Annotated in this window: 19 protein-coding genes and 1 riboswitch; of the genes, 9 read left to right on the top strand and 10 right to left on the bottom strand. The window is 71.6% G+C overall.

Annotated elements, in window-relative coordinates:
* Positions 1–33 precede the first annotated feature (33 nt).
* The 3 genes from ACYVP9_RS09675 to ACYVP9_RS09665 are packed head-to-tail and all read left to right on the top strand — an operon-like array spanning position 34 to position 2,896.
* Positions 34–1,485, top strand: a complete 1,452-nt coding sequence (locus ACYVP9_RS09675; RefSeq protein ID WP_460604579.1) for a purine-cytosine permease family protein — start codon at positions 34–36, stop codon at positions 1,483–1,485.
* Positions 1,482–1,940, top strand: a complete 459-nt coding sequence (locus ACYVP9_RS09670) for a nucleoside deaminase (RefSeq protein WP_460604578.1) — start codon at positions 1,482–1,484, stop codon at positions 1,938–1,940. The genes ACYVP9_RS09675 and ACYVP9_RS09670 overlap by 4 nt, the downstream gene beginning before the upstream one ends.
* Positions 1,937–2,896 carry an isopenicillin N synthase family dioxygenase gene (locus ACYVP9_RS09665; RefSeq protein WP_460604577.1) on the top strand — a complete coding sequence of 320 codons (960 nt, stop codon included), beginning with the start codon at positions 1,937–1,939 and terminating at the stop codon, positions 2,894–2,896. Before ACYVP9_RS09670 ends, ACYVP9_RS09665 begins: the two co-directional genes overlap by 4 nt.
* Here the strand turns inward: ACYVP9_RS09665 and ACYVP9_RS09660 are convergent.
* The 6 genes from ACYVP9_RS09660 to ACYVP9_RS09635 all read right to left on the bottom strand — a co-directional run bounded on the left by ACYVP9_RS09660 (position 2,883) and on the right by ACYVP9_RS09635 (position 11,322).
* Positions 2,883–4,121, bottom strand: coding sequence for an MFS transporter (locus ACYVP9_RS09660; protein WP_460604576.1), 1,239 nt, complete (start codon positions 4,119–4,121; stop codon positions 2,883–2,885). The genes ACYVP9_RS09665 and ACYVP9_RS09660 overlap by 14 nt on opposite strands.
* A gap of 53 nt (positions 4,122–4,174) precedes the next feature.
* Positions 4,175–4,843, bottom strand: coding sequence for a DUF4232 domain-containing protein (locus tag ACYVP9_RS09655; RefSeq protein WP_460604575.1), 669 nt, complete (start codon positions 4,841–4,843; stop codon positions 4,175–4,177).
* Positions 4,840–7,632 carry a fibronectin type III domain-containing protein gene (locus ACYVP9_RS09650; RefSeq protein ID WP_460604574.1) on the bottom strand — a complete coding sequence of 931 codons (2,793 nt, stop codon included), beginning with the start codon at positions 7,630–7,632 and terminating at the stop codon, positions 4,840–4,842. The genes ACYVP9_RS09655 and ACYVP9_RS09650 overlap by 4 nt, the downstream gene beginning before the upstream one ends.
* Positions 7,633–8,005: 373 nt before the next feature.
* Positions 8,006–9,631, bottom strand: coding sequence for a long-chain fatty acid--CoA ligase (locus ACYVP9_RS09645; RefSeq protein ID WP_460604573.1), 1,626 nt, complete (start codon positions 9,629–9,631; stop codon positions 8,006–8,008).
* Positions 9,632–9,715: 84 nt separating this feature from the next.
* Positions 9,716–10,966: a hypothetical protein gene (locus tag ACYVP9_RS09640; RefSeq protein WP_460604572.1), complete on the bottom strand. Its 1,251-nt coding sequence runs from the start codon at positions 10,964–10,966 to the stop codon at positions 9,716–9,718.
* The gene (locus ACYVP9_RS09635) at positions 10,963–11,322 is read right to left on the bottom strand and encodes a hypothetical protein (protein ID WP_460604571.1); all 360 of its coding nucleotides are present in this window, start codon (positions 11,320–11,322) and stop codon (positions 10,963–10,965) included. The genes ACYVP9_RS09640 and ACYVP9_RS09635 overlap by 4 nt, the downstream gene beginning before the upstream one ends.
* A gap of 209 nt (positions 11,323–11,531) precedes the next feature.
* Between ACYVP9_RS09635 and ACYVP9_RS09630 the strand changes: the two genes are divergently transcribed.
* Complete coding sequence (locus tag ACYVP9_RS09630) at positions 11,532–11,834, top strand: DUF3263 domain-containing protein (RefSeq protein WP_460604570.1); 303 nt, start codon at positions 11,532–11,534, stop codon at positions 11,832–11,834.
* On the opposite strand, the gene ACYVP9_RS09625 is transcribed toward ACYVP9_RS09630, so the two are convergent.
* The gene (locus ACYVP9_RS09625; protein ID WP_460604569.1) at positions 11,831–12,160 is read right to left on the bottom strand and encodes a hypothetical protein; all 330 of its coding nucleotides are present in this window, start codon (positions 12,158–12,160) and stop codon (positions 11,831–11,833) included. The genes ACYVP9_RS09630 and ACYVP9_RS09625 overlap by 4 nt on opposite strands.
* Between ACYVP9_RS09625 and ACYVP9_RS09620 the strand changes: the two genes are divergently transcribed.
* Positions 12,096–12,416: a LytR C-terminal domain-containing protein gene (locus tag ACYVP9_RS09620; protein WP_460605052.1), complete on the top strand. Its 321-nt coding sequence runs from the start codon at positions 12,096–12,098 to the stop codon at positions 12,414–12,416. The two genes, ACYVP9_RS09625 and ACYVP9_RS09620, sit on opposite strands and share 65 nt — an antisense overlap.
* Before the next feature lie 51 nt (positions 12,417–12,467).
* A riboswitch (SAM riboswitch) is annotated at positions 12,468–12,600 on the top strand.
* Between the two features lie 14 nt (positions 12,601–12,614).
* Entirely contained in the window at positions 12,615–13,877 is a 1,263-nt protein-coding gene (gene thrC, locus ACYVP9_RS09615; protein ID WP_460604568.1) for a threonine synthase, read from the top strand.
* A gap of 64 nt (positions 13,878–13,941) precedes the next feature.
* On the opposite strand, the gene ACYVP9_RS09610 is transcribed toward thrC, so the two are convergent.
* Positions 13,942–14,844 carry a hypothetical protein gene (locus ACYVP9_RS09610; RefSeq protein ID WP_460604567.1) on the bottom strand — a complete coding sequence of 301 codons (903 nt, stop codon included), beginning with the start codon at positions 14,842–14,844 and terminating at the stop codon, positions 13,942–13,944.
* A gap of 501 nt (positions 14,845–15,345) precedes the next feature.
* On the opposite strand from ACYVP9_RS09610, the gene ACYVP9_RS09605 reads away from it, so the two are divergent.
* The 3 genes from ACYVP9_RS09605 (at position 15,346) to ACYVP9_RS09595 (ending at position 18,075) form a co-directional block, all read left to right on the top strand.
* Positions 15,346–15,867 (top strand): RNA polymerase sigma factor, encoded by a 522-nt coding sequence (locus tag ACYVP9_RS09605; protein WP_460604566.1) that lies wholly within the window; start codon positions 15,346–15,348, stop codon positions 15,865–15,867.
* Complete coding sequence (locus ACYVP9_RS09600) at positions 15,864–17,702, top strand: META domain-containing protein (RefSeq protein WP_460604565.1); 1,839 nt, start codon at positions 15,864–15,866, stop codon at positions 17,700–17,702. Before ACYVP9_RS09605 ends, ACYVP9_RS09600 begins: the two co-directional genes overlap by 4 nt.
* Positions 17,703–17,871: 169 nt before the next feature.
* Positions 17,872–18,075: a cold-shock protein gene (locus ACYVP9_RS09595; protein WP_460604564.1), complete on the top strand. Its 204-nt coding sequence runs from the start codon at positions 17,872–17,874 to the stop codon at positions 18,073–18,075.
* 117 nt (positions 18,076–18,192) lie between these two features.
* On the opposite strand, the gene ACYVP9_RS09590 is transcribed toward ACYVP9_RS09595, so the two are convergent.
* Both ACYVP9_RS09590 and ACYVP9_RS09585 read right to left on the bottom strand, forming a co-directional pair.
* A complete protein-coding gene (locus ACYVP9_RS09590; protein ID WP_460604563.1) occupies positions 18,193–19,368 on the bottom strand; it encodes an ABC transporter permease in 1,176 nt (391 codons plus the stop codon).
* Positions 19,365–20,264 carry an ABC transporter ATP-binding protein gene (locus ACYVP9_RS09585; RefSeq protein ID WP_460604562.1) on the bottom strand — a complete coding sequence of 300 codons (900 nt, stop codon included), beginning with the start codon at positions 20,262–20,264 and terminating at the stop codon, positions 19,365–19,367. The genes ACYVP9_RS09590 and ACYVP9_RS09585 overlap by 4 nt, the downstream gene beginning before the upstream one ends.
* Positions 20,265–20,278 lie beyond the last annotated feature (14 nt).

Below are 20,278 nucleotides of genomic sequence, written 5' to 3'. Positions count from 1 at the left end.
TCGCTGACATCCGCCGTCTGCCACGATCCGGCCATGGCTGCCCCTGATCTTCGGACGTCCGACGTGACCGCACCCGTCGACGACCCCTCCCGGCACTACGGCGACCGGGTCGTCGCCGTCGAACCCGGCGGCGTCGAGCCCATCCCGCTCGACGAGCGGCACGGACGGCCGATAGGCCTGTTCTGGACGTGGACGTCGCCGAACCTCGAGTTCGCGACGATCACCCTGGGCCTCCTGGGCCCGATCGCCTTCGGGCTGACGTTCTGGCAGTCGGTGCTCGCGGTCGTCGTGGGCACGGGCCTGGGCTCGATCACGCACGGCATCCTCTCGGCGTGGGGCCCGAGGCACGGGCTGTCGCAGATGGTGCTCGGGCGGACGGCGTTCGGCTTCGTCGGCAACATCCTGCCCGCGGGCATCAACGCGATCGTCGCGAGCGTCGGCTGGTTCGCGGTGAACAGCGTCAGCGGCGCCCTCGCCCTGCACGCGCTGGTCGACACGATCCCGAAGCCGCTGTGCCTGATCATCGTGGTGGTCGTGCAGATCGCCGTCGCGTTCTTCGGTCACAACCTGGTGCACGCGTTCGAGCGGTTCGCCTTCCCGGTGCTCGCGCTGGTCTTCCTGGTCGCCTGCATCATCGTGCTGACCAAGACCGATTCGTCGGCGAAGCCGTTCGCCGACGGTGGTCTCGGCGGCTTCCTGATCATGGTCGGCGCGACGTTCGGCTACGCCGCGGGCTGGAACCCGTACGCGTCCGACTACACGCGCTACCTCGAGCCCAAGACGCCGCGCGTGCCCGTCGCCCTGGCCGCCGGCCTCGGCGTGTTCGTGCCGTGCGTGCTGCTGCAGGTCGCCGGCGCCGCAGTGTTCACCGCGGGCGGCACCGCGGTCGACCCCACCTCGCTGACCGACCTGTTGCCGACCTGGCTCGGCAAGCTCTCGCTGCTGTGCATCGCGCTGGGCGCGGTCGCCGCCAACGCGATCAACATCTACAGCGGGTCGATCTCGTTCCTCGCCGTGGGCGTGAAACTGCCGACCCAGCTCGCGCGGGCGGCGGTCGCCCTCGCCTTCGGCGTCGCCGGGTTCTTCGTCGCGCTTTCGGCCCTGGACAACGCCGCCGCCGACTACGAGCAGTTCCTGCTGATCATCGCGTACTGGATCGGTCCGTGGCTGGGGGTCGTGCTCATCGACCGGCTGCTGCGGCGGGGCCAGGACCTCACCCCGCTGCTCGGTGACACCCCGGCCAACCGCAACTGGGCCGGTTTCATCGCCATGGCCGTCGGCATGGCGGTGTCGATCCCGCTGTTCTCCAACCAGGCCGACTTCGTCGCGGTCGTGCCGAAGAACGTCCCGTCCGTCGGTGACCTCACCTTCGAGGTCGGGTTCGTCGTCGCGGCAATCGTGTACGCCGTGCTCTACAAGCCGCTGCGGCAGCGGGTCACCCCGGCGGCGAGCGACGCGGCGGCCTCGAAGACACTGGCGTCGTGAGCCACGCCGAGTTCCTCTCCTGGTTGGACGTCGCCGTCGAGGAGGCCCGCGCCGGGCTCGACGAAGGGGGCATCCCCATCGGAGCCGCGCTGGTCGGGGCCGACGGCACCGTGCTGGGGCGGGGTCACAACCGCCGCGTGCAGCAGGACGACCCGTCGATCCACGGCGAGACGGACGCGTTCCGCAACGCCGGACGGCAGCGCACCTACCGCGGCACCACCATGGTCACCACGCTGTCGCCGTGCTGGTACTGCAGCGGGCTGGTGCGGCAGTTCGGCATCAGCCGGGTCGTCATCGGCGAGGCGAAGACGTTCTCCGGCGGGCACGACTGGCTGGCCGAGAACGGCGTCGACGTCGTGTTGCTCGAGGACGAGCGGTGCGTGCAGCTCATGACCGACTTCATCGCCGCCCGTCCGGAACTCTGGTTCGAGGACATCGGGGAGGACGCGCCGTGACGGAACCCATGGCCACCATCGACCTGACGCCCTGGTTCGAGGGCGACGCCGACGCGCGCGCCGAGGTCGCCGCACATGTCGACGCCGCGCTGCGCGACGTCGGGTTCCTGCTCGTCACCGGCCACCGCGTGCCGGCCGAGACACGTGCGGCACTGCGCGAGGCGTCCCGGGCGTTCTTCGCCCTGCCCGCGGACGTCAAGCAGAAGTACGCCGTGACCGTCGCCGGGCGCGGCTGGCTGCCGCCCGGCGTCGAGGCCAACGGGTACTCCGAGGGCACCGAGACGCCACCGGACCTCAAGGAGTCGTACTCCGTCGGCGCGGACGACACGACCGCGCCGCTGGACGGGTACTGGTTCCAGCGCAACGTCTTCCCGGACGAGGTCCCGGCGCTCGAGACCGCCGTGCGCGACCACCTCGCGCGGATGAAGACGCTGGCGGACGACCTGCTGCGGCTGTGCGCCGCGGCGCTGGGCCTGGACGAGGACTTCTTCACCCGCCACACCGCGCAGGCGACCCACACGCTGAACCTCAACTGGTACCCGCCGGCGGCGGTGGCGGGCACGCCCGAGCCCGGACAGTTCCGCATCGGTCCGCACACCGACTTCGGCACCGTGACCATCCTCGACCGCGAGCCGGGCCGGGGCGGGCTGCAGGTGTGGACCGAGCAGGACGGCTGGGCCGACGCGCCGTTCCATCCCGACGCGCTCACCATCAACACCGGCGACCTGCTCGCCCGGTGGTCGGGCGACCGGTGGAAGTCGAACCGGCACCGCGTGCTGCCGCCGCAGGCCGAAGCCCCGGACGAGGACCTCGTCAGCCTCGTGTACTTCTACGAGACCGACCGCGACACCGTGGTCGAGGCCCTGCAGCCGCCGGTTGGAAAACCCAACTCGTACGAGCCGGTCGTGGCTGCCGACTTCTTGCGCGAGCGGCTCGACGCCATCACGATGGCCTGAGGGCCGCCTCGCTCAGGTCGTCGTCCACGTACCGTCCGGTGGTCGACGGCAGGGCCGCCGTGCTCATCACGGCGACGGCCACGAACAGCACCGTCATCGGCAGCGCCCACGAGCCGGTCGCGCCGAACAGGGCGCCGAACAGCAGGGGTCCGGTGCCCGCGATCACGTAACCGATCGTCTGCACGAACGCCGAGAGCGTGGCGGTGCTGTCCGGGGTACGGGCGCGCGTGCCGAGCAGCGTCAGGATGAGCGGGAACGAGCCGGACCCGATGCCGGCGAGCACCATCCAGACCCACGCGGTCGGGCGCGGCGCGACGCACATCAGCACGTACGCGCCGAGCAGGCACACGATGAAGAACGCGACCGTCGGACGGTGCAGGCGTGGCGGGATGCGCGGCACCGCCAGCGACACCGGGATCGAGAGGGCCGACAGCACCGCCAGCATGAGTCCCGCAGTGCCCTCGCTCTCGCCGTGGTCGGTGAGGAACCGCGGGAACCAGCCGAAGGTGATGTAGGCCTGCATGGACTGGGTGCCGAAGAAGATGGCGAGTGCCCACGCGGTGCGGCTGCGGGCCATCTCCCGCAGGCTGACCGCACGCCCCGGCAGCGCGGCGGACGCCCGCCGGTCGGCGAACACGGTGGGCAGCCACGGCACGATCGCGATCGCGCTGACGATCGCCCAGGTCGCGAGGCCGACCCGCCAGCTGCCGGCCGCATCGCCGATCGGCACGGTGAGCCCCGCGGCGCCGGTCGCGCCGACGGCGAGCGCCGTCGTGTAGGCGGCGGTCAGGGTGCCGATGCGATCGGGGAAGTGCAGCTTGACGAGGCTGGGCATCAGCACGTTGCTCACGGCCGCGCCCGCGAGCGCCGCGAGACTGATCACCGCGAACACGAGGGCGTTCGCCCCGAACGGACGTGTGGCCAGTCCGATCGTCGTGAGCGCCAATCCCAGCACGAGCAGCCGGTGCGGACCCCAGGTGCGCGCCAGCAGGGGCGTCACGACGCCGATGCCGGCGAAGGCGATCACCGGCATCGTGGTGACGAGGCCCGACTCGAAGCCCGACGCGTCGAGCCCGTCCTCGAGTTCCTTGAGAGCGGCGCCGACGCTCGTGACCGCGGTGCGCATCGACAACCCGGTGAGCAGCAGCGCCGCGACGACCAGGAGGCGGGTGCTGCGGGCGGTGTCGGCGCGCGGCGGCGCGGTGGAACTCGACGGGACGGTCACGTCCATCCATCCTGCCCGCCGCCCACCGGGCCGACACGGGCAGGGCGGACGGCTCAGCCCTGGCGGCCCACCGGCGCGAGCCGCAGGGTGCAGGCGCGCAGCTGGATCGGCCGGACGACAGTCTTGAGGGCGTTGCCCGTGCGGGTCGGCACGGTCACCCGGATCTGGTCGGACAGCGGCGCGTTGCAGGTCGAGAAGTCCTGCAGCAGGCTCTCGCCCACCGCTCCGGGTTCCAGCGTGTACGGCCGCACCGGCGCGTTGGTCGGTTCGGAAACCGGACCCACGTCCCGTCCGCCGCGCCGCAGCTGAGCCGTCGGTACGCCGGTGATGGTGCACGAGCGGCTGCTGCTGTTCTCGTACTGCACGCCGGCGATCTCGGCGCCCCGCACCGCGCCGCCCGGGATGACGCGGACGATCAGGTTCGTGCACGTGGTCACGAACGTCGGCCCGGTCGGCGACGAGGACGGGACGGGCGTCGACGAGGGCACGCTGCTGCTCGTCGGCGGGGTCGACGACGTCGGGGCGGACGACGTGGTCGGCGGCGCCGACGTGGACGGGGCGCTGCTCGTCGGTGGCGACGAGCTCGTCGGCGCGCTGGACGGCGCCGTCGACGGCGCCGTGCTCGGAGCGGGCGACGAGCTGTCACCCTCGCCGGACGACGAGCACGCCGCCGCGCTCACCGCGACCAGCGCGAGCGCCGCGAGGCGCAGCCGGGTGCTCAATAGTCGATCCGCAGGTCGGTGGAGTAGGGCAGGCTGCCGACCTTCAGGCGCGGGTGCGACTGCAGGTTGCTCCACATGCGCTTCCACGCCGCCGGTCCCGAGATGCTGCCGCAGCTGCGCGCCTGCGCGCAGGCGGTGACCTCGGTGAGCGGGCCACCGAACACGATGCGCGGCAGCCCCTTCTCGACGCCGGTCAGCGAGATGTACTTCCACTGGTCGGCCATCGTGAAGTTGTAGACCTGCGGCAGGTTGATGATGCGCGTGGGTGCGGCGCCGCCGGCCATCCAGTGCAACCCGATCATCGACCAGCCGTTGTTGCAGCCGCGGTTGGTGACGGTCCAGGCGCAGCCGTCCGCCGAGCCGTTGAACACGAACTTGGCCGAGGTCGAGGCGAGGTAACCGGACAGCCAGCTGCGCGTCGCCGACGCGGACCCGCGGAAGCCGGGTTCGATGTCGTTCGCACCCGAGATCGTCAGGCCCTTCGCGGACCACTGCTTGCCGTAGGCGACGAGCGGGTTGACGATCTTGACCGCCCAGTCGACGCCCGTCTGGTAGCTGACGTCCATGTCGTTGTTGACACCGATGGTGATCATCGCCGGGGCGCCCGCCTTCATCGCCGACGCGTAACCGGCGACGTACGCCTTCGAGCACCGCAGCAGGTTCGAGTAGCTCACGAACCGGGTCGTCGCGCTGAGCACGACGCCTCCGTAGGTGCGGCTCTGGCCACCGATGTCGAGCAACATCATGTACTTGTGGCCGCTCGGGTTGTTGCGGGCGTCGAGCGCGCCGAAGCCGTACATCTCGTTGAACTCGCCGGTCGTGCACGAGGTGATGTTGCGCATGTAGCGACTGGTCGACACCGGCGCCGGCGTGGTCTGCGGCGGCGGTCCGTTCTGCGTGCGCACCCTGGTCGAGACGCCCGCGGTGGACGCGCCGGCGACGTTCACGGCCCTGACGCCGAACGTGTAGAGGGTGTTGCTCGACAACCCGGTGACGGTGGCGCTGCGGACGGTGCCGGAGACGGTGACCGAACGGCCACCCGGGCTCGCGGTGACGACGTACTTCGACGGCGGCGCGCCGCCGTCGTTGGTCGGCGCGGTCCAGGTGACGGTCGACGAGCCGTAGCCGGAGGTCGCCTTCACGCCGGTCGGCGCGGCCGGCGCCTTCGGGTCGACGGCGATGATCAGCTTGCAGCCGAGCGAGAGGTCCTTGCCGCCGCCGACGTTCTTCACGGTGACGCAGACGGTGTGCTTCCAGTCGTCGGTCTTCACGACGGGCGCGAAGCCGCGCTTCGTGCCCGCGGACGGCCACAGCTTCGCGACGTCGGTGCGGGTGACCCCGGTGCGGTACGTGCCGACCACCTTGCCGTCGACGGTGATCACGGCGCTCGCCGCCGCCGTCGAGTCGGGATCGAAGCCCCAGCCGGTGACCCTGATGTCGTCACCGACGCGGGTCAGCGAGGTCAGGCCGCCGAGCGGTGAGAGCGCCAGCGCGACGGTGCGGCAGGAGGCCGCCGAGTTCTTCGTGCCCGCGCCGCGGTTCACGGCGATCGCGCACACCTTGTGCGTGCCGGACGTGCTCGGCAGCGTCCCGGTGAACGCGTGGCCCGGGCGAGGGCCGCCGGCCTTGTTGGCCGCGACGGTGGCGGCGGTGCGGCCGTCGACGGTCAGGCGGACGGACACCGCCGCGGTCGTGTCGGGGTCGGTCGCCCAGCCGGTGTAGGCGAAACCGGTGCGGGTGGCGGTCAGGCCGGTCAGCGCGGCGGACGGTGCGTGGTTGACGCTGACCGTCCTGCACCCGAGCGCGCGGGAGCTGCCGTAGCCGACGTTCGCCATGCTCAGGCACACGCTGTGCTTGCCCTCGCCGAGCGACAGCGTGCGGATGAACCCGTGGGCGCTGCCGGTGCCCGGGTAGACCTTCGCGACGTCGGTACGGGTGGCGTTCGCCGCGAAGTGCTGCGCGGCGCCGCCGTCGACCCGCATCGTCATGGTGACCGGAGAGGTCGGCTTGTCGCGGTCGATCGCCCAGCCGCGCAGCGCGACCGACTCGCCCTGTTGCGCGAGCGAGTCGAAGCGTCCGAACGGGGCGTCGTCGAGCGTGACGGACATGCAGCCGACCGGCTGGTTCTTGCCGAACCTAATGTTGGTCGCGGTCGCGCACACCCGGTGCGTGCCCTGCGAGGCGGGGTAGGTGACCTTGAACCCGTGGTTGTTGCCCGGGTACGCGCCCAGCGCCTTGGTGACGTCCGTCCGGGGCAGCGACGCTGTCGTCGTGGTCGCCGACCCGCCGTCGAGGCTGGTGACGACCTGGATCTGCGAGCGCGACGAGTCGGGGTCGACGGCCCAGCCCGAGAGGGTGATGTGGCCGGGTGTCAGCGTCGGGCGGTCGAACATCGAGCGCGGCCCGTAGTTGAGCGTCATCCCGGTGCACTGCAGCAGGGTCGAGGTCTTGTTCGCGGGCAGGTCGATCGCGCGGACGCAGATGGTGCGCGCGCCCTCGGGCGCCGGGACCACGGCGTCGAAAGCATGCTTCGTGCCGGCGCGCGGGTGCTTCTTCGCCAGCGCGGGCAGATCCCGGTCGGCCACGAAGGTGGTGACGCGTTTGCCGTCGACCCACGCCGACATCGTCACCGGCTTGGTCGCGGCGCTGGGGTCGATCGCCCACCCGGTCATGCGGACGCCGCCGGCGGCCTGGGTGAACGGGTTCGCCGCGCCGAAGGGCGCCCAGGGGTCGGTGGCGGCACTGGCCACGCCACTGCCCTGGGCGGCGGCGAGGGCGAGCACGGACACGGCGACCGCGACGACCGACGTGACCCGGCGCGCCCGGCGTGGACGACGGGACGTCCGGGCGGGGGATCCGGACGTATCGGGGTGGGCCGGGCGGGACCTGCGAGGGGAGCGGGTGGAGCGGATCAAACGGAACAGCGGTGATGCCATGACGATCCCGTCGGCTGTGGTGCGGGGGAAAACCGCAGTCGTCGGGGACGGTGCGCCGGAGGGGGGATACGCAACACGCCCACCCCCGGGAGCGGGGGTGAGATGATCAAACCATCCACGTTACTGGTGTGACAAGAGTGTCTCGTGTTGCGACACGCGGACGGATCGGACTTTCCCGGGCAACCCGTCGGATGATCCCCGGACGGGCGCGCCGCGCCGCGTGTGCTCAGGCGGTGGGCAGCTGGTGGTCACCGAACTTCTCGCGCAGCGACTTCTTGCTGAACTTGCCCACCGAGGTCTTCGGCACCTCGTCGATGAACACAACATCGTCAGGCACCTGCCACTTCGTGAGCTTTCCGGCGACGAATTCCAGGATCTCCTCCCGGGTGGCCTCCTGCCCCGGCTCGAGGACGACGCAGGCGAGCGGTCGTTCAGCCCATTTCGGGTGGGGCACGGCGATGACCGCCGCCTCGGCGACCTTCGGATGGCTCATGATCGCGTTCTCGAGCTCGACGGAGCTGATCCACTCGCCGCCGGACTTCACCAGGTCCTTGGTGCGGTCGACCAGCCGTACGTAGCCGTACGAGGAGATCGCGGCGACGTCGCCGGTGCGCAGCCAGCCGTCGTCGGAGAACTGCTCGCCCGGCTCGTCGGTGCGGTAGTACTGCTTGGCGATCCACGGGCCGCGCGCCTCGAGCTCGCCCGTGGCCCGGTCGTCCCAGGGCTGCTCCTGGCCGGCGTCCATGATGCGCAGCTCGACACCGGGCGGGGCGATGCCCGCGGTGGCACGCAGGTCGGCCTTCTGCTCCTCGGGGGCGTCGGCGAACTCGCCGCGGATGATGCCGACGGAGGCGATCGGCGACGTCTCGGTCATGCCCCACGCCTGCAGGATCGGGATGCCGATCTTCTCCCGGAAGCCCTCGGACAACGACTTCGGCACCGCCGAGCCGCCGCAGAGCACCTGCCGCAGGTGCGACAGGTCGTAGTCCTGCAGCTTGGGCAGCAGGCCCATCCAGATCGTGGGGACGCCCGCGGTCAGCGTCGCCTTCTCGTCCTGCAGCAGCCGCAGGATGCCGTCGGGGGAGAGGTCGGGTCCGGGCATCAGCATCGCCGAACCCGCCATGAGGCAGCCGTAGGGCAGACCCCACGCGTTCGCGTGGAACATCGGCACCACGGGCAGGGTGCGGTCGGTGTCGTTCAGGCCGAACGTGGAGACCAGCCCGCACGAGTTGGAGTGCAACCACGCCGAGCGGTGCGAGTAGAGCACGCCCTTCGGGTTGCCGGTCGTGCCCGTCGTGTAGCACAGCGCCGCCGCCTGGCGTTCGTCCTGGACGCGGTCGACGAACTCGACCGGCTCGGCACCGTCGATCACGTCGGACCACTGCACGATGCGCGGATCGTCCGGCACCTCGGCCGCCGCGCCGTCGTCCATCACCACGACGTGCTTCACGCTGTCGAGCTTCGGCAGGTACTTCTCGAACAGCGGCACCAGTGAACGGTCGACGAAGACCACCTCGTCCTGGGCGTGGTCGACGGTATAGATGAGCTGCTCGGCGAAGTAGCGGATGTTCAGCGTGTGCATCACCCGACCCGACCCGGGGATCGCGAGGTACAGCGCGAGGTGCCGCGCGGTGTTCCAGGCGAAGGTGCCCACCCGGCCGTCCGCGGAGACGCCGATCGAGTCGAGGTAGCCGGCCACCTTGCGCGCGTCGGCGCACACGTCGGCGAACGTGGAGCGCTCGAGCGCACCGGTGGCGGTGCGTGTCACGACCTCCCGCTCGGGGTAGAAGCGCTGCGCGCGCGAGTAGATCCAGTTGATGGTCAGCGGGTGGTCCTGCATGAGCCCGAGCATGGAACCGATCGTGGCCGACGCCACAGGCGTGACACAAGCTCACGAAGCGACGTACAGCGGCCGCCCAGCGCCGCTGCCGGCCGGTCATCGGTGCCGCTCGACCGTGAACGCGTGCTGGGTGACGTGCAGCCCGCCGAGGAACGCGCCCGCGCTGTCGACGAAGTCGCGCACCGAGCGGCTGCCCGCCGCCTGGGCGCGGCCGGCCAGGGGGACGTAGCTGTCGTCGAGGTCGTGATCGCCGCCCACCGACCCGTCGCCCTGGCGTCCGCTGACGGTGGTGACGTTCGGACGGTCGGGGTTCGCCCGGTGGTCGAGGCGGGGCACCAGGTCGCGGTCGTTCTCGAGCGCGAGCACCCGCACCGTCGGCGGCAGCGCGCCGACGGTGAGCCCGATCGGCGACCCGGCCGTCACCACGTGGGTGACGTGGAAGTCGCCGCTGCGGGTCGCCTGGCGGGCGACGTCGACCGCGACCAGGCCGCCCTGGCTGTGGCCGACCACCATGACCGCATCCCCGCGGCGGACGCCCGCCTGCCGCATGGCCGCCAGGACCCCCTGGGCGTAGGCGGTGGGCCGGCCGACGAGGCCGCGGGCGTTCGTCGCGAGGTCGGCGACGTCGCGTCCGCCGGACGTCCAGGTGCGGGTCCCGGTGATGTCGACGATCGCGGCGCGCCGGCCGTCCGGGCCGATGACGATGCGGACGTCGATGCCGCCGGGCGTGCCGTCGCGGTCGACGTCGGCGAGCCCCGCGACGACGTCGGCGAGGGTGCGTGGCGCCGGTGCCTGGGCGACGGACCCCGGCAGCGCGACGCCGGTGCCGTCGGACCCCTGCGCGGCGAACGCGGACAGCTGCGCGGTGCCGCTCAGGGACGCGACCAGGTCGACGGTCTCGGGGTCGAGTCCCGCGATGCGCCCGTCGGGGTCGCGGCCGCCGCCGAACATGCCGGCCGCGGGCCTGCCGAGCGGACCGAGCGCGTCGAGACTGCCGAGCAGCCCGCGCAGCACGTGACCCGGGCCGAAATCGAGCACCGATCCGTCCCACGGGTACCCCTCGGCCGCGGCGCGCAGCTTGACGGCCGTCTCGCCGATGTCGCGCGCGACGGCCGCCAGCGTCGCGACCGCGTCCGCAGCGCGCCGCAGCGTTGCCGGCCCGGCCGGGTCGAGCAGCGCCGGGCCCAGCAGTCCGCCGGAGGGGTCACCGTCGAACGCGGGCCGCAACCGCAGGCCCTCGATCAGCAACGACCCCGCGGCCGCGTCGTGCAGCGTCGCCAGGTGGTCGATGGTCGCCCGGTTCGCGGTGATGCCGCCCGCTCCGCCGGAGATCACGGGCGCGGTCACGACAGCAGCCCCAGCGGGTCGAGGGCCGTGGTGAGCCCGTGGCGCACCCGCCGCTGGGCCTGCTCGAGAGCGCGTCGCGCTCGGGCCTCCCGTTCGGCGTCCTCGGCGCGGACGGTCAGGGCGTGACGCCGCAGCGCGGCAGCGGCGGCCGCGAGTTCGTCCGCCGTGCCGCGCAGCCGGGAGAGCAGCCCGGCAGAGGCGTGGCGGAAGGCGCCGGCCGCCGGTCCGTCCCACCCCGACGCCGTCGCGACGCCCGTGGTGAGCGCGGCGGCCCACCGGTGCGCCTCGGCCGCGGCGGCGTCGAGCAACGCCGCCCGCTGCTCGGTCATCAGCGCGTACACCGCCGCTTCTCCCATGAGCCGAGCCTGCCGCGTCGTGACGGCCGGCGGGGCGCGCGAGCGTCCGCCTGTGGACAACCGCGGGCCGCGGCGCCGCCCGTCCACAGGCGCGGCGTGCGCCGGTTGCGCCGGGCGACCGTGGTTGAATGGCCACAGGAATTACACGCGTGGCATTCGCCCGAGTTCCGCCGTTCGACAGCTGTCCGACATCCAGGGAGTCCGCCAGCATGCAGTCCGCGCACGCCGCCGCCGGAGCCGGTGACACCGACGAGCCGGACGACGGCCTGACCCGCCGCGACCGCGAGATCCTCGCCTTCGAACGGCAGTGGTGGAAGTACGCCGGCGCCAAGGAACAGGCCATCCGCGAGCTGTTCGACATGTCGGCCACGCGCTACTACCAGGTGCTCAACGCCTTGATCGACACCCCGACCGCCCTGGCCGCCGATCCGATGCTGGTGAAGCGTCTGCGACGATTGCGCGCGAGCCGGCAGCGGCAGCGGTCGGCACGTCGTCTGGGTATCGAGGTCTAGGAACTGAGCGAGAAGCACGGACGCGTCGCGCGGCAGCAAGCGCGCCGCAGGCAACGAGAACGCATCACCGGCATCGTCCTGGCCGTTCTCGGGGTCGCGGTCGCGGTCGTCGCCGTCATCGCGATCACGCGGCCCACGGAGCACTCCGGCAAGGGCGTCGCCGCCCCGTCGTCGAGTGCGTCCTCGTCGACGCCTGCTCCCACCACGTCCACCCGGTCGTCGTCCGCGTCGAGCAGCAGCCCCCGTCCGAACGGCCCGACGCTGAGTCTCGGCAGCTCGTCGCCCTCCACGGCGCAGAAGCTGCCGCTGGTCGTCCTGAACAACACGCAGCAGACCGGCCTGGCCTCGCAGGCCGCGCAGCAGTTCCGCGGCGGCGGGTGGACGGTCACCGACACCGGCAACCTCGTCAACGACATCCTGTCGACCTGCGCGTACTACGACCCGTCCGTCGACGGGTCCAAGGCGGCCGCCGAACGGTTGCAGCAGCAGTTCCCCGCGATCCAGCGCGTGGCCGAGAGGTTCCCCGAGCTTCCGGCGGGCCCGATCGTGGTCGTCCTCACGAGCGACTACCAGCCCGGCTGAGGCACCCCGCGGGCTGTGCGAAGATGGCGCGGCACGACAACTGAAGAGCACCGCTCATCCAGAGGGGCAGAGGGACCGGCCCGACGAAGCCCCGGCAACCACCACGACGACTCGACCAGGTCGAGGCCACCGTGCGCAGGTGCCAACTCCGGCTCGCGCGAACTCCGCGCGGGGAAGATGAGGAGAAAGGCCTCGACCATGACCGCTGTCATCGACCGTCCCACCTCGCCGTCGCCGGCGTCCGGACTCGTCTGCCGCAACTGTCTCGCGGAATATCCCCTCGGCGCGCAGCACGCGTGTCTCGAGTGCTGGGGTCCGCTGGAGATCGGGTACGACCCCGCCGCCCTCGCCCGCGTGACCCACGCCGACATCGCCGCCGGACCGCACTCGCTGTGGCGCTACTCCGGGCTGCTGCCCGTCGGTCAGGATCCCGCCACGCGTGTCGACTCCGGCACCGGCATGACGCCGCTCATCCGCGCCGACCGGCTCGCCGACGAGCTCGGTTTCACCGCGCCGGTGTGGATCAAGGACGACTCCGCGAACCCGACGCACTCCTTCAAGGACCGCGTCGTGTCGGTGGCGATCACCGCCGCGCGCGAGCTCGGCTTCACCCGCATCGCGTGCGCCTCCACCGGCAACCTGGCCAACTCGGTCGCCGCGCACGCCGCGCGCATCGGCATGCCGTCCATCGTGTTCGTGCCCGCCGACCTCGAGGCCGCGAAGATCACCCAGACCGCCGTCTACGGGGGCACCCTGGTCGGCATCGAGGGTTCGTACGACGACGTCAACCGGCTGTGCTCGGAGCTGGGCGAGACCGACGAGTTCGAGGACACCGGCTTCGTCAACGTGAACGTCCGCCCGTACTACGCAGAGGGGTCCAAGACTCTCGGCTACGAGGTCGCCGAGCAGCTCGGCTGGCGCCTGCCCGAGCAGTACGTCGCGCCGATGGCGTCCGGCTCGATGCTCACGAAGATCCACAAGGCGTTCAAGGAACTCACCGGGGCGGGACTGGTCGAGCCCGCCTCGTGGACCGTGTTCGGCGCCCAGTCGGCCGGCTGCTCGCCGATCGCCACCGCGTTCGCGGACGGTGTCGACGAGGTGATCCCGGTGCGCCCCACCGGCATCGCCAAGTCGCTCAACATCGGCAACCCGGCGGACGGTCCGTACGCCCTGGACGCCGTCCGCTCCACCGGCGGCGCGATGGCGTCCGTGAGCGACGACGAGATCCGCGAGGGCATCCGGCTGCTCGCCCGCACCACCGGCGTCTTCGCCGAGACCGCCGGCGGCGTGACGGTGGCCGTGCTGAAGAAGCTCGCCGAGCAGGGACGCATCGACACGTCCAAGGAGACGGTCGTCTACAACACCGGCGACGGCCTCAAGACCATCGACGCCGTCTCGGCCCAGCCCACCGCCGTCATCAAGCCCACGCTCAAGGGCATGCGCGAGGCCGGCCTGCTGTAGGCGCTCGTCCGGGGCCGGCCCGATCAGGTTTGCGCTCGAGACGGTCGGTCGGGCGGCAGGTGGATCAGGTTTGCGCTCGAGACGGTCGGTCGGGCGGCAGGCGGATCAGGTTTGCGCCCCAGTTCACCGGTTCCGTCCGCTGAATCGACCATCTGCGGGGAAGACCTGATCGCTGGCGGGCGGCTCCCCGCTGGAACGCGCGCTCGATCTTGCCGCGCAGGGCGTTCCGATGGGTGGCGTGCCACCACTGCCACCTCGCGAACTCGATGCCGAGATCGCTGACGTCCTCCTGCCGGTCCTTCTCGCTCGTGAGGACGTCCCGGTCGACGTACTTCGCTCGACCGTCCGCCTCGCCGGCGACGCCGAACTCGTCCCAGTAGAAGTCCAGCCGCGCGATGGCGACGCCACGCTCGTCGAGGACCAGAGGCTGGATGTCGGGCGCCGGCAGCCCGAGCCACCGGACGACCAGTCGGCTGACGGACTCGAGAGGCGACTCGGCTCGACCGTCGGCCAGGCGAAGCGCGCGCTGCGCACGCCGGATTCCCGGCCAGTTCCAGCAGGTGAGGACGACGTCGTCGAGTTCGTCCTCGGTCACGATGTGCCGGTGCAACGCAGCGTCGATCGCGGCCACGGCCGTCACGAGCGGACGGGACCGGGCGACGTCGATGAGGGTGCGGGCGACGGACGTGACAGGCAGCCCGTCCAGGTCGACGACGTGGCCGGGCGGCAGCGCCGCGCGGTGGAGCAGCGCGCCTCGGACGTGGCCGGTGCCGCGTGGGACGGTCGTGATCTCCGGATACCTGGGCGCCACTCCGACGAGCGGCAGCGCGTGCGGCGGAAACGCGCTCCGATGACTGATTGCGGTGCCGCGGCAGGCACGGACCGCTGCCTCGGCCAGGAGTGCGGGCGTGGCGTCGGCGCTGGTGAACTGCCCTTCGCGCAGCCGGATGAGGCGGCCCGCGCGCACGGCGCGGGTGACAGCCGAGTCCGACCACCCGACCGCGAGCAGTTCGCCCCGGTCGACGACCCGTCCCGGGACCGGCCGACCGCGTCCTCTCCCGATCAGGTCTGCGCTGCGGTTCGCCGGTTGTAGGGGGCCGAAGCGACCCGGCGACGGGAGAACGTGATCGGGGGACAGGGCCATTCCGGGAGTGCACTCGACATGGACGGCCGGCCGGCGAGCTCGCGACGTCGCTGTGGACGGCCGCCGACCTGTGGACGACTGTCATGCGCGTTCGGACGCACCCTGCTAATTGCCGCGGCGGCCGATCAGGTTTGCGCGCGATATTGCCGCTTTCGGGCCGCGAACCGGCAACTGTGGGTGCAGACGTGATCGCCGGGAGCGGGCGTCGACCGGTTCGGGCGCAAAGGTGATCGCGCGAGGCTGCTGGCTGCGGCCGGCCGGCTGAACTGAGTCGTAGGCGCACCCAACCTGGACGGGACGGGCGGACGTAGACAGGGTGTGGACGTGATCTCGCGGGAGGCGGCGCCGGTGCGGGAGGCGGTGCCGGACGATCCGGCCGGCTTCGCGCGCTGGGTCGGGCCGTCCCTGCTGGCCATGACCCGCCTGGCGCGCCGCCTCGCGCCGGACGCGGACCCCGACGACGTCGTGCAGGACGCGCTGACCCGTGCGTGGCGCAAGCGGGGGCACTTCGACCCCGAGCGGGGCACGCCCACCACCTGGCTGCTCGCGATCACCGCCGACCAGGCGCGGTCGGCGCGGCGGCGCCGGCAACGCCACCTGCAGCTGGTCGACGACACCGCCGACCTGCCCGACCGCGGCGTCGACGACCGGGTGCGCGACCTCGACCTCGAACGCGCGGTCGCCCGGCTCGCCGACCGGCAGCGGCTCGCGGTCGAGCTGCACTACTTCGTCGGACTCGACGTCGCCGACACCGCGCACGCCATGGGCTGCTCGGTCGGGACGGTCAAGTCGACCCTGCACGACGCGCGCGCCCGACTGCGCGCACTCCTGGAGGACGGATCATGAAGTACCTCGACGACCGGTTGCGCGACGCGGGATCCGCGTGGCGCGACGAGAACGCCCGCTACACCGAGCCGGACCTCGACCGCATCACCGGCGGACGGCGGCGCGTGCTGCTCCCGATCGCGGCCGCAGTGGCCGTGGTAACGCTCGTCGTCGCCGGGGTGCTCGCCCTGCGCGGCGCGAAGGACGACCAGCAGAGCGCCGCCGGCCTCGTCGGCCCGGTGTGGAAGCTCGACGGCGGCGGGGCATCGACGTTCGTCATCGGACGGGACGGCCGGCTGGTCGCCGACGACGAGTGCTCGCTGATCGGCGGCAGGGCACGGATCGACGGCAACCGCCTCGCGGTCGACGACCTGTCCGACCGCTCGAAGAACTGCACGGACACCTACGACCCCTACTTCGGACGGATCTTCGAACGACCGCTGAACGTCACCGTCGACGGTGAGCACGCCACGCTCGTCGGGAGCGGACGGACGCTGCGCGCCACGAAGGCCCCCCAGCTCGCCGCCCCGACGGCGGACGTTCCTACCTTCACCGACACCGTGTGGCGGTTGGCATCCGTGACGCCGAAGGGCATGTCGACGCAGACTTTCCCGAACGGGCCGACCTTGCAGGTGCGCAAAGGACGGATGACCTACAACGACACCTGCGCCGACCGGGAGGTCCGTTTGACCGTCGTCGGCGAACGTGCTCGGCCGGGCACCTACGACTCGAACTCGGCGTGCGCGGGCGGGACCGCGCTCGGAGCGATCAGCTCGATTCTCGAGAACCCGTTCACCTGGAAGGTCGACGGAGACCGTCTCACGCTGCAGGGGCAGGGCGGCACGCTCGGATACCGCTGGGTTCCGCGGTTCTTCCCCGCTGTCGACCCGTCACGCCTGGTGGGTCCCACCTGGCGGTTGACGTCGATCGCGGGGAAGGCGGCCGATCAGCCCGTCACCCTGCGGTTCCCGACCCTGACCACGTACGAGCTCGTCGTGCGGTGCGGTGTATTACGCGGAAATGCGCAAATCGGTGTTGGCACGATCAGTCTTCCGTCGCTGAAGGGCACGTGCGCGGAGCCGGTAGTGAGCATCCTGCCCAGTGCGGCGTCGTGGCACATCGCGGACGGCCGCTTGATAGTCGGTGGCGGCGGGGCCCAGGGGTTGTCGCTGGTCCTGACGGGACGACCGTCGGATCCCGCCGAACGCCTGATTGGCGTCTGGAATCTCAACGGCATCGAGGATTCCGCAGGTATCGCGCCTGTCGAGGTGGGAGTTGCTCTGAAACTCGAGGCGGGTCGCGCGGTCGTCTATGGCACGTGCGTGCCACGCGGCAGCGCGTACCGGGTCACCGGCGACCGCATCGTGCTGAAGTCCAGCGGCGCGCAGGCCGCGTGCGGCGACGGCGGCGGCCCGGCATCCGACCTCTACGGCGCCACGAGTGACGGCACCCTGGCGTGGTCGGTACAGAGTTCGAGCCTGAGATTGCGCGACGGTGCGCGAACATTCGTCTTCACCCGCGCGAACGAGTCCGCCCCGACGGGCAGGTGGCGCTTGCAGAGTGCCGAGCAGGATGACGCCGGCAGTTCCAGCGGTCAGGGCGGGTCGAACACGGGGGTCGTGCTCACCCTGTCGGGCGGGCGGTTGACCTTGACCGGAACGTGCTCCCCGCGCAGCGGCATCTACCGCACCGACCCGGTCGAGCTGACCATCGACCGGCGTGGTGAACGGGACTGTCTTTCGGGCGGTGTCGCGCGCCTGGCTGACGAGGCGCTGACCGGAACCCTCAATTGGTCGGTGCGCGAGCAAATCCTCACGCTGCGCAAGGGATCGACGACGCTGACGTTCACGCGTTAGCGAGTTGTGAAACGGTCCTTGATTGCATGGCGGAACCGGCGGTAGCGTCCGCGGCGGTCGAATTCTGGACGTGTACGGCAGAACCCTGCTGGAGTCGAAGGAACGAAGACCCCGGAGCCGCGAGGTGCGGTACTCCGGACCGGCCCATCAGGGAATGCAAGGAGTGCACGTGGCACAGGGCACCGTGAAGTGGTTCAACGCCGAGAAGGGCTACGGCTTCATCGCCGTGGACGATGGCCAGGACGTCTTCGTCCACTACTCGGCCATCCAGGCCGACGGTTACAAGAGCCTCGACGAGAACCAGCGCGTCGAGTTCGAGGTCGTCCAGGGTCCGAAGGGCCCGCAGGCCGACGCCGTCCGCCTCGTCGGCTGACACCACAGAACACACACTCTCCGACCCGGGCCGCGATGCGGTCCGGGTCGGTTTGGTTTCAGGACTCGGCGACGGGATCGACGACGGGGTCGGCGACGCGCGTCGCGAGCGGACCGGTCACGCGATGTCCGCGACCGCCTCGCCGCGCCAGGCCCGCACGAGCGAGACGCGCGTGCCACTGTGCAGCACCGAGGCCCGGTAGATGCGTCCGGCCACGTACAGCAATCCGGCCGCCACCAGAGCGAGCAGGGCAACGGCGAGCGCGAGGTCGAGCAACGGCACGCCACCGCGGGCGACCCGTCCGGGCATCGCGATGCACGAGAACGGCGGGACGATCGAGGCCAGCCGGGCGAGGGTCGAGTCGGGGTTCGACGTGGCCGCGAAGCTGGCGCCGTAGCAGACCAGCAGGGAGATGGTGACGGGTGCGAGCACGCCCGACACCTCCTCCTGCCGCGAGACCGTCGAGCCGAGAGCCGCGGCCAGCGATGCGAACAACGCGAAGCCGAGCAGGAAGAACACGAAGCCGGACACGATGACGAGGACGGCCGACGCGGGGATGTCGATCGTGCCCGACGCGGTGCCGGCCACCACGGCGACGACGCCGATCGCCAACGTCTGGGCCGCCGCGAGGATGCCGATGCCGAGCAGCTTCCCGGTGAGCAGTTGCAGCGGACGGATCGCCGACAGCAGCAGCTCGACGACCCGGCTCGCCTTCTCCTCGACGACGCCCATCGCGACCCACGTGCAGAACGTGGTCAGCTGCCCGAACAGGACGATGACGGTGATGATGCCGATGGCCTGCCGTTGCCCGTCCGACGCCGGTTCGGTGGTCGTGACGGCCAAGGCCGGCGGGTTCAGCACCCGCTGCGCCTCGGACGCGCCGACGCCCGCGCGGGCCAGCTCCCGCGTGACGGCCGCCTTCGCGACGGCGGCGCGGACGGCCCCCACCACCCCCGCCCCCGACGTCTTCGCGACCAGCCGCTCGGGCGTCACGAGTACCGCGTCGAGGTCTCCGTCCGAGACCTGCGAGCGGGCGTCGGCGGCGGCGACCGTGCGGACGGTGAACCGTGGGTCACCGGACGCCCGCAACGCCGTCGCCAGCGACGCCGACTGTGCCGTCACGCCCACGTCGTAGCGGGTCGGGCCCTTGTCGTCGTCGCCGCCGAACAGGCCCGGCAGCACGCAGACGAGCACGACGATGGCCAGCGAGAGCAGGAAACCGATGCGGAAGCCCTTCTGCTGGAAGCGGCTCACCACCTCCCGCCGCGCGATGAGTGCGATCGCGCCGCTCATGCCGCGACCTCCGGGGCGTCGGTCGCGACGACCTCGCGATACAGCTCGCTCAGGGACGGTTGCCGCCAGCCGAACCGCTCGACGCGTCCGGCGGCGGTGGCGGCGGCGAGCACCGTCTGGTCGTCGGACGGGTCGTCGAGCGCGAGCGTCCAGGCGGGCCCGTCGTGCGCGGTGACCCGCACTCCGTCCGGCCACTGCGGCGAACCGTGGACGACCACCTCGAGCGCCTCGCGGGCGGCCGGGCCGCGCAGCTCGTCCAACGTGCCCGACGCGACGAGTCGCCCACCGCGGACGATGACGACGCGATCGCACAACCGCTCGACGAGTTCGAGCTGGTGGCTGGAGAACAGCACGCCCACCCCCCGGCGACGACGCTCGACCAGCACCTCGGCCATGGTGTCGACGCCGACCGGGTCGAGACCGGAGAACGGTTCGTCGAGGATCAGCAGTTCCGGGTCGTGCACCAGCGCGGCGGCGAGCTGCACCCGCTGCTGATTGCCCAGCGACAGGGCCTGCACGAAGTCGCGGGGTTCGGCCTTGATCGACATCTGGTCGACGAGCGCGGCGGCGGCCCGGTCGGCGTCCGCCGGGCTCATGCCGCGCAACCGGCCGAAGAACGCCACCTGCTCGACGACTCGCATCTTGGGGTAGAGCCCCCGCTCCTCCGGCATGTAGCCGAAGCGCCGGCGGACGGCGAAACTCACCGGCTCGTCGCGCCACCGCACCGAGCCGGAGTCGGCGGCCAGCAGACCCATGGCGATGCGCATCGTCGTCGACTTGCCGGCACCGTTGGAACCGACGAAGCCGACCATCTCGCCGGGACGGACCTCGAGCGAGACCCCGGACAGCGCCTTGGTCGATCCGTACGCCTTGTACAGATCGGAGATCGAGAGCACGGTGGAGGTCTACC

This window comes from Jatrophihabitans fulvus, assembly GCF_054781375.1.
Note: the sequence above shows the minus strand (reverse complement) of the source record. Positions and strands in the feature narration are given on the sequence as shown.